The sequence below is a fragment of the Amycolatopsis sp. PS_44_ISF1 genome, assembly GCF_032335455.1.
Classification (GTDB): domain Bacteria; phylum Actinomycetota; class Actinomycetes; order Mycobacteriales; family Pseudonocardiaceae; genus Amycolatopsis.
Genome location: NZ_JANUXO010000001.1, coordinates 604,594 through 616,581, shown reverse-complemented (window position 1 = coordinate 616,581; position 11,988 = coordinate 604,594). Strand labels below are relative to the sequence as shown.

The window sequence follows — 11,988 nt, the reverse complement described above, 5'->3', positions numbered from 1 at the left end:
TTCCCGCTAACCGACCCCGGTTGCACGGCCGGGTGCGGTGCCTTGTAATCTTCTCTAGGCCTCAACGAGGCAGGCCCCTTTAGCTCAGTCGGCAGAGCGTCTCCATGGTAAGGAGAAGGTCTACGGTTCGATTCCGTAAAGGGGCTCGCAAGTAGGCGGGCTATGCTTGCGTGAAGCGCAAGCCTAGCTCGCTTCGCGGCGTCCGCTGGGGGTCGAACCCCCAGACCCCCGCCAGGGGGCCCGCCCCCTGGACCCCGGTGGGTGGTGGTCGTCACCTTGGCGGTGTAGCTCAGTTGGCAGAGCAAGCGGCTCATAATCGCTGTGTCGCCGGTTCAAGTCCGGCCACCGCTACGCGGTAACCCTGGGGGCTGCTGTCCCCGGAACTCAGAGAGAAGGAAATGCTGTGGCTGCCACCGACGTGCGACCCAAGATCACGCTGGCGTGCGAGGAGTGCAAGCACCGCAACTACATCACCAAGAAGAACCGGCGCAACGACCCGGATCGCCTGGAGATGAAGAAGTTCTGCCCGAACTGCGGTACGCACCGGACTCACAAAGAGACCCGCTGACGCGAGCGCGGTTCTCCCAGCTCGAAGAAGCCGTCCCAGGGTGTCCTGGGGCGGCTTCTTGCGGTCCGGGGCCGGGCCGCCGCCGCGCACCACGCACCACGCACCGGCCCGCAACCCCGTCGGCTAGCCTCACCGGGTGCCTTTGGACCAGTCGTTCGCCGGGCGGAGCTACCCGCCCGCCAGCAAGTACGAAGTGAGCCGGGAGAAGATCCGGGAGTTCGCCGACGCGATCGGTGACGACAGCCCGTTCTACCGCGACCCCGAGACGGCCCGCGCGGCCGGCCACCCGGACGTGATCGCGCCCCCGACCTTCATCACCATCCTCAACCTGCCGAAGATCAACGGGATCGTCGCCGACCCCGAGCTCGGCCTCGACTACTCGCGGATGGTCCACGGCGACCAGCGCTTCAGCTACGAGCGCCCGGTGCACGCGGGTGACGTGCTGGAGATCACGGCGCACATCGACACGATCATGACCCGCGCCGGCAACGACTTCATCAACCTGCGCTCGGAGATCACCGACGCCGGAGGCGAGCTGGTCTGCACCACGCAGGCCCAGCTCGTGGTGCGGGGGGCGGAGGGGTGAACGTCGGCGACGAACTGCCCCCGCTCGAGGTCCGGGTCACCCGGGACCAGCTCGTCCGCTACGCGGGCGCTTCCCTGGACTTCAACCCGATCCACTGGAACCAGCGCTTCGCCACCGAGGTCGGCCTCCCGGACGTGATCGCCCACGGCATGCTCACCATGGCCCTGGCCGGGCGCGTGGCCACGGACTGGCTCGGCGACCCGGGCCGGCTGGTGGACTTCAGCGCCCGCTTCACCCGCCCCGTGATCGTCCCGGATGACGCCGAGGGTGCGCTGGTCGAGCTGAGCGGCAAGGTCGGCGCGATCTCCGAGGACGGCATCGCGCGCCTCGACCTCGTGGTCAAGTTCGACGGGAAGACCGTGCTGGGCAAGCCCCAGGTGCTCGTGCGCGCCTGACCGGCCGAAGCCGGTGCCGGCCTCAGGAGCCGACCAGCGATTCGACGACGCCGGCCATGCCCGCTTCGCCCCGCGCGTTGGGGTGGAGCGGGGCGGCCGGCGAGGCCGGGATGAGGCCTTCGACCCAGCGGGTGCCCGAGCTGGTGCAGACGTCGTGGCCCTTGCTGGGGGCGGCGGTGTCGGCGTAACCGGCCTTGTGCGCCTTGGCCTGGTCCTTGAGCATGTCGTTCAGCCGGCCCAGCTCGCCGCGCAGGTACACGACGTCGCCGGAGCCCAGCGGGACCGCGGGCCAGCAGCCGTTGCCGTCCGGGAGCACGGTGGGGTAGCCGACCACCACGACCCGCGCCTTCGGGGCCTTCTCGTGGATCCGGTCGAGCACCGCGCCGACCTTGTCCGCGGTGTCGGCGATCCGGTCGGCGAGCTGGTCGTCGCCGCCGGCGGTGAGCTTGTCGCGGCAGGGCTGGGCGTTCTCGTGCGCGGTGACGCAGTCCGGCGCGAGGGCGATGAACCCGACGTCGTTGCCGCCGATGCCGAGGGTGACCAGCGTGGTGGCCGAGGTGACGGCGTCGAGCTGCGGCGGGTTCGTGCCGTTCCTGGTGCTCTGCGAGGCCGCCAGGTTCGCGGTCGTCGCGCCGCCGCAGCTGACGTCCACGAACTCGGCCGGCTTGATCTTCGCGGCCACGACGTGCGGGTAGTTGTTGTCCGAGCGCGCGCAGCCGGCCGGGCGGCCCGCCAGCTCCCCGGTCTTCGGCGCCGAGGTGTAGGAGTCACCGAGCGCCACGTACCGGCCGGTGCCGCCGCCGGTGTCGGAGCCAGAAGGCGGCGCGGTCGAAGCGTCCTGTTTGGACTTGTAGTAGCCGTAGCCGAGCAGTCCGGCGACGACCACCAGCACCAGCAACCCGCACCCGCCGTTCTTCTTCCCCGCCACCTGTTCGTTTGTACTGGATCCGCGCCCCGGTTACGACGGGTATCCGGGTGACGTCTCCGGCACCGGCGCGCCGAACGCGGGGCGCGGATCGGGGCCGCTCAACGCTCGACGGCGGCGTACAACTCCTCGGCCAGCTCCTGCGCGTGCGAGACGCTCTCGGCGACGTAATGCAGGTCCACGAACGACTCGACGTACCCCTCGTCCGCGACCTCCCCCAGCCGGCGCGCCACCTCGGCCATCGGCGTGCCGGCGGTGGGGTTGGTGCGCAGGACGCGGCGCAGCGAGCCCGGGTCGCGGCCGGCTTCGGTGGCGCCCGCCGAGATCGTCGACCACTTCGCGTGGAGCAGTTTCGGAGGCATCAGGGTCGGGAGCCAGCCGTCGGCCGTCCGGCCGATCCGGCGCAGCGCGCGCTCCGACATCCCGCCCAGCAGGAGCGGCGGGTGGGGCCGTTGGACGGGGCGCAGGCCGATGCGCGCGTCCGGGATCGACCAGCGCGCGCTGTCGTGGCCGGCCGGATCGGCGGTCCAGAGCGTGCGCAGGACGTCGACCAGCTCGTCCAGGCGCGCCCCGCGGCCGGACCACGGGGTGCTGGTCGCGGTGTACTCGTCGCGCAGCCAGCCGAGGCCCAGGCCGACGTCGAGGCGGCCACCGGACAGGGCGTCGAGCGAGGTGAGCGAGCGGGCCAGCAGCACGGGGGAGTAGACCGGCGCCACCAGCGTGCTCGTGCCGAGCCGGGCCGCGCGCGTGGCGCTCGCGGCGGCCGTCAGCGCGACCACCGGGTCCACGAAGCGGACGAACTCGGGCGGGTAGGGCCGCTCGGCCGTACCGCCCGGGTAGCGGTCCGACGGGTCGACCGGGGTGAGCACGCGGTCGCCGACCCAGAGCGAACGGTAGCCGATCCGCTCGGCCGCGGCCGCGAACCCGGCGATGGCGGCGGGGTCGGCGAGCTTGCCGTACTGCGGCAGGGCGAGTCCGAGCCGTAACGCGGTCACCGGGGCCTCCTTGCAGGTGGCTTTTCTTGCGGGGGAAGGGAGATCCCGCCTCGGCGATTAATCGCGAAGCGGTGTCGGGAGTCATCCTGACACGGCCGCGCCGGAGCTGCCGGGCCCGGCCGGGAGCGGTGCGCGGGGCTCTGGAGGGGCGCGGTTGCGAGACTCCCTACGGCTTGCCGTAGACTTCTGAACTCGGAACGCACTACGGTCATCCCCGCTGGATGGTGGGGATGATGGAATGCGTCCTCCGGAGCCCGGGCGACCGGGCTCCACAGGGGTGTAGCTCAATTGGCAGAGCAGCGGTCTCCAAAACCGCAGGTTGCAGGTTCAAGTCCTGTCACCCCTGCGTACGGGTACTGGTGGAGCGGAGGAGTGGTCGTGAGCGACAGCGACGCCAGCGGCGAGCACGAGCAGGACGAGTCGGGCCAGGGGCCCGGGGTCGAATCCCGCCCGGTGAGCGCCGCGGCTCGGCGCGAGCGCCGCGCGTCCGCCCGCCCGTCCGGCAAGTCCGAGGCGCGGCCGGAGGGCAAGAACCGGCCGGCCGGCAAGGCGGGCGACAAGGTCGCGAAGTCCGCCGACACCAAGGGCACGCCGACCCCGAAGCGGGACCAGAAGGCCAAGAAGCCTTCGGTCTTCGCCCGGATCGTGCGCTTCATCCGCGAGGTCTGGGCGGAGCTGCGCAAGGTCATCTGGCCCAACCGCAAGCAGATGGTCACCTACACCGCGGTGGTGCTGGTGTTCGTGGTGTTCATGGTGGCCCTGGTGAGCGGCCTCGACCTGGGCTTCAAGCAGGTCATCGGGCTGGTCTTCGGCTGACGCCGAAAGTGCGCGCCACCGTGCGCCGCGCGGGCCGGCCTGCCCGGACCCGGCAAGTGATCAACTGAGAGGACGGAACGTGACCTCCGACAACGGCACAGGAGCCGGTCGCGACCTGACCGAGCTTTCCGACGAGCAGGTGCACGCGGCCCTCGGCGACGAGGAGTCCGCCCACCTCGAGCCCGTCGAGGTGCCCGAGGTCGGCGGAACCGCCGACGAAGACCCGGCTGCCGACGACTCGACGGACGAGGCCACCGAGACCGACGCCGCGGGGACCGAAGCCGACGCCACTGCCGACAGTGGCGATGCGGCCGACGCCGAGGTGGCCGAGCCGGCCGCCGAGGCCGACGACCCCGTCGCCGCGCTGCGCGCCGAGCTGATGGCCGCGCCGGGCGAGTGGTACGTGGTGCACTCCTACGCCGGGTACGAGAACAAGGTGAAGACCAACCTCGAAACCCGGACCACGACGCTGGACGTCGAGGACTTCATCTTCCAGATCGAGGTGCCGACCGAAGAGGTCACCGAGATCAAGAACGGCCAGCGCAAGCAGGTGCAGCGCAAGGTGCTGCCCGGCTACATCCTGGTCCGGATGGACCTGAACGACGCCTCGTGGAGCGCGGTGCGCAACACGCCGGGGGTGACCGGGTTCGTCGGTGCCACCTCGCGCCCGTCCCCGCTCACCGTGGACGAGGTCCTGAAGTTCCTCGCCCCGCAGGTCGAGAAGGAAGCCCCGGCCAAGTCCGGCAAGGGCGACTCCTCGGCGGCGGCCGCCCCGCTCGGCGGCGGCACCGTGGAGGTCGACTTCGAGGTCGGCGAATCGGTCACCGTCATGGACGGCCCGTTCGCGACGCTGCCCGCGACGATCTCCGAGGTCAACGTCGACGGGCAGAAGCTGAAGGTCCTGGTGTCGATCTTCGGCCGGGAGACCCCGGTCGAGCTCTCGTTCACCCAGGTCTCCAAGATCTGACGGCCGGGAATACGGCCGGCAGTCCCCGCGTACTGGCAGGTGTGCGGGGGACTCAAGTCAGTTAGAAGGACACAAGGTAATGCCACCCAAGAAGAAGAAGCTTGCGGCGATCATCAAGCTGCAGATCAAGGCCGGTGCGGCCAACCCCGCGCCGCCGGTCGGCCCCGCGCTGGGTCAGCACGGCGTCAACATCATGGAGTTCTGCAAGCAGTACAACGCGGCGACCGAGTCGCAGCGCGGGGACGTCGTCCCGGTCGAGATCTCCGTGTACGAGGACCGGTCGTTCGACTTCAAGCTGAAGACGCCGCCGGCCGCCAAGCTGCTGCTGAAGGCCGCGGGCGTCGACAAGGGCTCGGCCGAGCCCCACAAGACGAAGGTCGCCAAGGTCACCTGGGATCAGGTTCGCCAGATCGCCAAGACCAAGGAGACCGACCTCAACGCCCAGGACATCGACCAGGCGGCGAAGATCATCGCCGGCACCGCCCGCTCCATGGGCATCACGATCACTGATTGATCTGCCTCGACTCCGTCGAGGCGGCGAGATCGCCTCAAGCCGATTTCTTCCCTCCCGATTTCGCCCGGCCAGGGGCCGGTCGAAATCGCTCGGTCCAGAAACCGGCGCGATCTCGCAGCTTTCCTGTGGGAGAGCCAAGTGCTGGCTCCAACCACGACTGATCCGATTTGCGAAGTAAGGGACAGAAGCATGACCAAGCACAGCAAGGCCTACCGCCAGGCGGCCGAGCAGATCGACAAGGCGCGCCTGTACGCGCCGATCGAGGCCGCGAAGCTGGCGAAGGAGACCTCCAAGTCCAAGATGGACGCGACCGTCGAGGTCGCGATGCGTCTCGGTGTTGACCCCCGCAAGGCTGACCAGATGGTCCGCGGCACCGTGAACCTGCCGCACGGCACCGGTAAGACCGCTCGTGTCATCGTCTTCGCCGTGGGCGACAAGGCCGCCGAGGCCGAAGCCGCCGGCGCGGACGCGGTCGGCACCGACGAACTGATCGAGCGCATCCAGGGTGGCTGGCTCGACTTCGACGCCGCGATCGCGACGCCGGACCAGATGGCCAAGGTGGGCCGCATCGCCCGCATCCTCGGCCCGCGCGGCCTGATGCCGAACCCGAAGACCGGCACCGTGACCCCCGCGGTCGCGAAGGCCGTCTCGGACATCAAGGGCGGTAAGATCAACTTCCGCGTCGACAAGCAGGCCAACCTGCACCTGGTGATCGGCAAGGCTTCGTTCGACACCGAGAAGCTGGTGGAGAACTACGCGGCCGCGCTGGACGAGATCCTGCGCGCCAAGCCGTCCTCGGCCAAGGGCCGCTACGTCAAGAAGATCACCTTCACCACCACGATGGGCCCGGGCATCCCGGTCGACCCGGCGCGCACCCGCAACCTCCTCTCCGAGGAAGCGGCGGTCTGAGTCGGACATCACGAATGAGGGCGGCCACGCATCGTGCGTGGCCGCCCTCTTTTCGTGTCTGATGGAGCCATGCCGACCTTCACGTCGTTCGACGGGCTCCAGCTGAGCTACACGGTGTGGGAAGGCGACGGCCGGCATCGCCGCCCGGTTCTGCTCCAGCACGGGTTCGCCGCCGATTCCCAGGCCAACTGGGTCGGGCCCGGCGTGGTCGAAGCCCTGCTGGACTCGGGTTTCACCGTGGTCGCCCTCGATGCGCGGGGTCACGGCGGTTCCGAGAAGCCGCACGAGGAGTCCCGCTACGGCGAGGAAACCATGGCGCGTGACGTCTCCGCGCTGCTGGACGAACTGGGCTACGACGAGGTGTCCCTGGCCGGCTATTCGCTGGGCGCGATCGTGGCGTTGTCCGTGGCGGCGAACGACCCGCGCGTCCGCTGCCTGGCCACCGGCGGGGTCGGCTCCGGGGTGGTGGACTTCGGCGGGGTCGACGTCCGGGTGGTGTCCCCCGAGCAGGTCGCGGACGGCCTGCTGGTCGAAGACCGCGCGGACGTGCCCGCCGCCGTCCTGCCGTTCCGGCGCCTGGTCCGGCGGACCGGTGGTGACGTCGAAGCACTGGCCGCGGTGCTGCGCTCGATGCGGAGCCCGCGGATCGACCTGAGCGCGGTCACCGTGCCCACCCTGGTGCTGGCGGGGGAGTCCGACCGGCTCGCGACCGAGCCCGAGCGGCTCGCGGCGGCCATCGCGGGCGCCCGGCTGGTGCGGGTGCCGGGCGACCACATGACGGCGGTGGCCGACCCGGCCTTCGTGGCCGCGCTGGCCGGCTTCTTCGCCTACTCCGACACCGGCGAGACCAGGCTGACGATCTCCTCGCCCTGGTAACCGAGCTCGGCCAGCACCTCGGCGGTGTGCTCACCCTGAGCGGGCGTGTGGCGCCGGACCGAGGCGGGGGTGGCCGACAGGATCATCGGCGGCCCGACCTGGCGGTAGGTGCCCTCGGTGGGGTGCTCGACCAGCGAAACGAGCCCGCTGCCGGTGTAGTACGGATCGGTCTCGACGTCCTCGAGCTCCAGCACCGGTGCGAACGGGATGGACAACCCGGCGCAGATCTCCTGCCACTGCGCGGTGGTCTTCCCGACCGAGACGCCGCCGATCTCCTCGTACAGCTCGCCGTAGTGCTTCGCGCGGCTGGCGGGGTCGCCGAAGCGCGGGTCCTCGGCCAGGTCCTCGCGGCCGGCGGCGAGGAAGAAGTCACGGATGTTCTTCTCGGTGTAGGGCAGGATGCACGCCCAGCCATCGGCCGTCTTGACCGCCTGGTGGCCCTCGGTCATCGAGCGGTTGAAGCCCATCGGGCCCACGGCGGGCTCGAAGGTGTGGCCCGCGAGGTGCTCGACCAGGTTGAACGCCAGCATCGTGTCGGCCATCGGCACCTCGACCCGCTGGCCGCGGCCGGTGGTGCGCTGGTGCACCACCGCGGCGAGCACGGAGTAGACGATGGTGAGCGCGCACAGCTTGTCGGCCAGGATGGTCGGCGCATAGGTGGGTTTGCCGGTGGCGCGGCGCATCAGGTCGGCCATCCCGGAGGAGGCCTGCACGATCTCGTCGTAGGCGGCCAGCCCGGCGCGGTCGGAGTCGGTGCGGAAGCCCTGGGCGTTGCAGTAGACCAGCCGCGGGTTCTCGGCGGCCAGCCGCTCGTAGTCGAGGCCGAGCCGCTGCAGCGCGCCGGGCCGCATATTGGTGACGAGCACGTCCGCGGACTTCACCAGCCGCAGGAACGCCTCGTGCCCTTCGGGGGACTTGAGGTCGAGCTGGACGCTGCGCTTGTTGCGGTTGACGTTGAGCGCGAGGGCGCCCATGCCCTCGTGCCGCTGGGGGTGCGTCCGCCGGGTGCTGTCCCCGGCCGGCGACTCGACCTTGACCACGTCGGCCCCGAGGTCGCCCAGGATCTGGGTGGCGTAGGGGCCCATGACCACGGACGAAAGGTCGATCACCCGGATGCCGTGCAGGGCGCCTCGGTCCACTGTTCCTCCTTGGTTGTCCTGACCCTTAATTTAGGCAACCTAAGTAAATTACGCAATGTGATACGGTGTTATCTATATGGGTAGTTCGCGGCAGCACCACCGCACGGTCGATCGCGTGGCGGCGATCCTGGAATCGGTGGCGAGCAGTGCTTCCGGCCTGACGCTGACGCAGCTCGCGGCCAGGCTGGACGCGCCGGTCTCGTCCGTGCAGAAGCTGGTGAACGGCCTGGCCGCGGTGGGCTACCTCGACGAGGAGGACCGTCACTTCGTGCTGGGCCCGGCGCCGCACGTGCTGACCGTACGCTCGGGCCGGGTGCCGGCGCGGTCGGTCTCGCCCGCGTCACTGACCGGGCTGGCTCAGGCATCGGACTGCGCCGCTCTGCTCGCGGTGCAGGTGGGCGACAGCGCGGTGTACGTCGATTGGGCCGGCACGGACGAGCCCTTCGACTACGCGCTTTCGCGGTCGCTGCGATCGGCGCTGCCCCGGACCGCGGCCGGACGGATCTTGCTCGCTTCCCTCCCGGAACCCGCGCGGCGCGCAGCGGTGGCCCACGAGTGCGGGCCGGACACGCGCGCGGGCGTGCAACTGCTGACCGCGCTGTCCACGGTGCGCGCGCAGGGTTACGCCCTCCTGGATTCGGGCCACGTGATGGAGACGATGGCCGCGGTCGCGGTGCCCGTCGTGGAAGCGGGCCGGGTGGTGGCGGCGCTGGCGCTGGCGGCCCCGTCGGAAGTGGTGCAGGGGCGGCTTTCGGAGCTGGTGGGGTTGCTCAGGAACCGCGATTGATCAGCCGGTGGTGGTCGTGGGCGTGGCTGGGCAGGTCTGGGGGCCGCTCGAATGGCCGACGATCAGCCACTGGCCCTTCTCGACCTGCTTCACGGTGAAGTCGCCCAGCGCCGGGCCGCCGGTGATGGTGAAGTCGCAGGAGTCGATCCGCACGGTCTCGCCCGGCGGCCAGCCCGAGTGCTTGTCGATCGATTCGGCGTAGGCGTCGACGGAACCGGGGCTCTTGTCCATCTTGTCGTGGATGCCGGAGACGGCCTCGGCGCAATCGGGGTAGCCGAGGTCGGCGGCGAACTGCTGCTGGCCGTTCTGGTCGAAGAGCCCGCAGACGTGCTCGACCATGCTCCGCGGACCGGGCCCGTGCTGGGCGATCCCGTCGTAGACCCGCCGCACCGACTCATACGGTGAGGCCGTTGTGAGGATCTGGTTGGTGTGGTAGGTCCCGCCTCCTTCGGCGGCGATCTGGGCCGAGGACTTGCCCTCGTCGCTGGGGAAGAAGTGGTGGTAGGCCCAGGTGGCGGCGAGGGCGAGGAGCAGGATCGCGATGAGCCAGCCCAGGATCTTGCCGGCGAGGCGCTTGAGCCACCGGGGGGCGCCGCGGCGGGGAGGGCGGGGTTCTTCGTACGGGGCCAGGGTTCCCGGGGGGGCGGGGGGTGCGGGCGGGAGGCCGGCCGGGTGCGTCGCCGGGTGGTGGGCCGCGGCGGGCACCAGCCCGGTGTCGGACGGCGGGGCGGGCTGGTGGCCCGGCTGGGACTGGGTGAAGCGCAGGTAGTCCTGGAACTGCTGGAATTGCTGGAACTGGCGTAGCTGCTCGGCATCCAGGGCCGGCGGCTCGGCCGGTGGTTGCGGCAGCGCGGCGGATGGGGACTGCGGCAGCGCGGGGGTCGGCGACTCGGCCGGTGGTTGCGGCAGGGCGGGGGGCTGGGACCGCGCCGGAGGTCGCGACAGGCCCTGCGGCGGGGTGACCGCGTCGAAGGACGCGCCGGTCGCCGCCTGCGGACCCTCGGCCGGGGTGGGGCCGTCGGCCCGCTCGTTGTGATCACGCTGCTCCGCCACGTCACCATGATGCCCGCTCCGGGGCGGATTCCCGAGTGCGGGCGGCTTGTCGCTGGTCAGGAGGGGGCTGCGGGAGACGGCCGGAAAGCGTGTCGTATGCTTGCAGAGGTTCTACCGAAGACCGCTGGTTTTCCGAGCGCCCCATGGCGTGAAGAACGAAGGTCCCACACCATTGCGAGTGGGCGGCCCGCGCAGGAGGAACGAGGCTCGCCCGCGACCGTAGGTCGTGTGCCATTTCCAACGCCCCGCGCCTGTCTGCGCCGGGGCGTTCCGTCGTTTGACGGGGCTCTCGTGCCAGTGGAAACACTAGCCAAGAGAGGAGGCGACCATGGCGAAGCCCGACAAGGTGGCGGCCGTCGCCGAGATCGCGGAGAGCTTCCGCAGCAGCTCGGCCACCGTCGTTACCCAGTACACCGGCCTCTCCGTGTCCCAGCTGTCCCAGCTGCGCCGCGCTCTCGGCACCAGTGCCAAGTACCGGGTCGCGAAGAACACCCTCGTCGAACGGGCCGCCAAGGACGCCGGCGTCGAGGGGCTCGAAGACCTGTTCGTGGGCGCGACCGCAATCGCCTTCATCGAGGGTGAGCCGGTCAACGCCGCGAAGGCCCTTCGCGACTTCGCGAAGGAAAACAACGCGCTCGTCATCAAGGGCGGCTACATGGACGGCAAGCCGCTGTCCGTGGACGAGATCACCAAGATCGCCGATCTCGACAGCCGTGAGGTCCTGCTCTCCAAGGCAGCGGGCGCGTTCAAGGCGAAGCTCTCCCAGGCCGCTGCGCTGTTCCAGGCGCCGGCGTCCCAGGTCGCCCGCCTGGCTGCCGCGCTGGAGGAGAAGCAGCGCAACGCCACCGGTACCGAAGCAGCCGAAGCACCCGCCGAGAGCTGAACACCCCCACCCCGAACGTTCCCGTTCGTTTTTCTGAGAGGAAGCCATCATGGCGAAGCTGAGCACCGCCGAGCTGATCGACGCCTTCAAGGAGCTCACCCTTCTTGAGCTGTCCGACTTCGTGAAGGAGTTCGAGGACACCTTCGACGTCACCGCCGCCGCCCCGGCCGCCGTCGTGGCCGCCGCCCCGGGTGCCGCTGCCCCGGCCGCCGCCGAGGAGCAGGACGAGTTCGACGTCGTCCTCGAGGGCGCCGGCGACAAGAAGATCCAGGTCATCAAGGTCGTCCGCGAGGTCGTCTCGGGCCTGGGCCTGAAGGAGGCCAAGGAGCTGGTCGAGGCCGCCCCGAAGGCGCTGCTGGAGAAGGTCGACAAGGAGGCCGCCGAGGCTGCCAAGGAGAAGCTCGAGGCCGCGGGCGCCAAGATCTCCATCAAGTGATCTCGGGCGCGTCAGCGCCTATCGCACCACCTCGTGAAGGGGCGGGCATCCACTGCGGATGCCCGCCCCTTCCGTCTTCCCCGCGACGCGTGACGGCACCGGGCCGGGCCTCCGCGGGCCCTCTCGCCTCCGGTGGTGA

General features: G+C 70.4%; 15 protein-coding genes and 3 tRNA genes. 14 read left to right on the top strand and 4 right to left on the bottom strand.

What is annotated here, in order from left to right; genetic code table 11:
- Positions 1 to 73 precede the first annotated feature (73 nt).
- The 5 genes from NYF13_RS02640 to NYF13_RS02620 all read left to right on the top strand — a co-directional run bounded on the left by NYF13_RS02640 (position 74) and on the right by NYF13_RS02620 (position 1,549).
- A tRNA-Thr gene (locus tag NYF13_RS02640) sits at positions 74 to 146 on the top strand.
- Between the two features lie 132 nt (positions 147 to 278).
- Positions 279 to 351, top strand: a tRNA-Met gene (locus NYF13_RS02635).
- Between the two features lie 52 nt (positions 352 to 403).
- Positions 404 to 568 carry a 50S ribosomal protein L33 gene (rpmG, locus tag NYF13_RS02630; RefSeq protein WP_020668467.1) on the top strand — a complete coding sequence of 55 codons (165 nt, stop codon included), beginning with the start codon at positions 404 to 406 and terminating at the stop codon, positions 566 to 568.
- A gap of 136 nt (positions 569 to 704) precedes the next feature.
- Positions 705 to 1,154 carry a MaoC family dehydratase N-terminal domain-containing protein gene (locus tag NYF13_RS02625; RefSeq protein ID WP_315653878.1) on the top strand — a complete coding sequence of 150 codons (450 nt, stop codon included), beginning with the start codon at positions 705 to 707 and terminating at the stop codon, positions 1,152 to 1,154.
- Positions 1,151 to 1,549 (top strand): MaoC family dehydratase, encoded by a 399-nt coding sequence (locus NYF13_RS02620; RefSeq protein ID WP_315653877.1) that lies wholly within the window; start codon positions 1,151 to 1,153, stop codon positions 1,547 to 1,549. Before NYF13_RS02625 ends, NYF13_RS02620 begins: the two co-directional genes overlap by 4 nt.
- 22 nt (positions 1,550 to 1,571) lie before the next feature.
- Here the strand turns inward: NYF13_RS02620 and NYF13_RS02615 are convergent, their stop codons facing one another.
- Both NYF13_RS02615 and NYF13_RS02610 read right to left on the bottom strand, forming a co-directional pair.
- Positions 1,572 to 2,477, bottom strand: coding sequence for an SGNH/GDSL hydrolase family protein (locus tag NYF13_RS02615; protein ID WP_315653876.1), 906 nt, complete (start codon positions 2,475 to 2,477; stop codon positions 1,572 to 1,574).
- Positions 2,478 to 2,575: 98 nt separating this feature from the next.
- On the bottom strand, positions 2,576 to 3,469 hold the full coding sequence (locus NYF13_RS02610) for a TIGR03619 family F420-dependent LLM class oxidoreductase (protein ID WP_315653874.1): 894 nt from the start codon (positions 3,467 to 3,469) through the stop codon (positions 2,576 to 2,578).
- A 273-nt stretch (positions 3,470 to 3,742) separates the two neighbouring features.
- Here NYF13_RS02610 and NYF13_RS02605 point away from each other — a divergent pair.
- From NYF13_RS02605 to NYF13_RS02580, 6 genes are all read left to right on the top strand, one after another.
- Positions 3,743 to 3,815: transfer RNA gene (locus NYF13_RS02605), tRNA-Trp, on the top strand.
- Positions 3,816 to 3,847: 32 nt separating this feature from the next.
- A complete protein-coding gene (gene secE, locus NYF13_RS02600; RefSeq protein WP_315653873.1) occupies positions 3,848 to 4,285 on the top strand; it encodes a preprotein translocase subunit SecE in 438 nt (145 codons plus the stop codon).
- 79 nt (positions 4,286 to 4,364) lie between these two features.
- On the top strand, positions 4,365 to 5,252 hold the full coding sequence (gene nusG / locus NYF13_RS02595) for a transcription termination/antitermination protein NusG (protein ID WP_315653872.1): 888 nt from the start codon (positions 4,365 to 4,367) through the stop codon (positions 5,250 to 5,252).
- A gap of 79 nt (positions 5,253 to 5,331) precedes the next feature.
- Positions 5,332 to 5,766 (top strand): 50S ribosomal protein L11, encoded by a 435-nt coding sequence (rplK, locus tag NYF13_RS02590; RefSeq protein WP_315653871.1) that lies wholly within the window; start codon positions 5,332 to 5,334, stop codon positions 5,764 to 5,766.
- Between the two features lie 189 nt (positions 5,767 to 5,955).
- Positions 5,956 to 6,675, top strand: coding sequence for a 50S ribosomal protein L1 (rplA, locus tag NYF13_RS02585; protein WP_315653869.1), 720 nt, complete (start codon positions 5,956 to 5,958; stop codon positions 6,673 to 6,675).
- 69 nt (positions 6,676 to 6,744) lie between these two features.
- Positions 6,745 to 7,551: an alpha/beta hydrolase gene (locus tag NYF13_RS02580; RefSeq protein WP_315653867.1), complete on the top strand. Its 807-nt coding sequence runs from the start codon at positions 6,745 to 6,747 to the stop codon at positions 7,549 to 7,551.
- On the opposite strand, the gene NYF13_RS02575 is transcribed toward NYF13_RS02580, so the two are convergent.
- Entirely contained in the window at positions 7,503 to 8,690 is a 1,188-nt protein-coding gene (locus NYF13_RS02575; protein WP_315653866.1) for a CoA transferase, read from the bottom strand. The two genes, NYF13_RS02580 and NYF13_RS02575, sit on opposite strands and share 49 nt — an antisense overlap.
- A 76-nt stretch (positions 8,691 to 8,766) precedes the next feature.
- Here NYF13_RS02575 and NYF13_RS02570 point away from each other — a divergent pair, with 76 nt between their 5' ends.
- Positions 8,767 to 9,477: an IclR family transcriptional regulator C-terminal domain-containing protein gene (locus tag NYF13_RS02570; RefSeq protein ID WP_315653865.1), complete on the top strand. Its 711-nt coding sequence runs from the start codon at positions 8,767 to 8,769 to the stop codon at positions 9,475 to 9,477.
- Here NYF13_RS02570 and NYF13_RS02565 read toward each other — a convergent pair whose 3' ends face one another.
- Positions 9,478 to 10,530 (bottom strand): hypothetical protein, encoded by a 1,053-nt coding sequence (locus NYF13_RS02565; RefSeq protein ID WP_315653864.1) that lies wholly within the window; start codon positions 10,528 to 10,530, stop codon positions 9,478 to 9,480.
- A 328-nt stretch (positions 10,531 to 10,858) separates the two neighbouring features.
- Between NYF13_RS02565 and rplJ the strand changes: the two genes are divergently transcribed.
- Both rplJ and rplL read left to right on the top strand, forming a co-directional pair.
- The gene (gene rplJ / locus NYF13_RS02560; protein WP_315653863.1) at positions 10,859 to 11,413 is read left to right on the top strand and encodes a 50S ribosomal protein L10; all 555 of its coding nucleotides are present in this window, start codon (positions 10,859 to 10,861) and stop codon (positions 11,411 to 11,413) included.
- A 49-nt stretch (positions 11,414 to 11,462) separates the two neighbouring features.
- A complete protein-coding gene (rplL, locus tag NYF13_RS02555; RefSeq protein WP_315653862.1) occupies positions 11,463 to 11,849 on the top strand; it encodes a 50S ribosomal protein L7/L12 in 387 nt (128 codons plus the stop codon).
- Positions 11,850 to 11,988 lie beyond the last annotated feature (139 nt).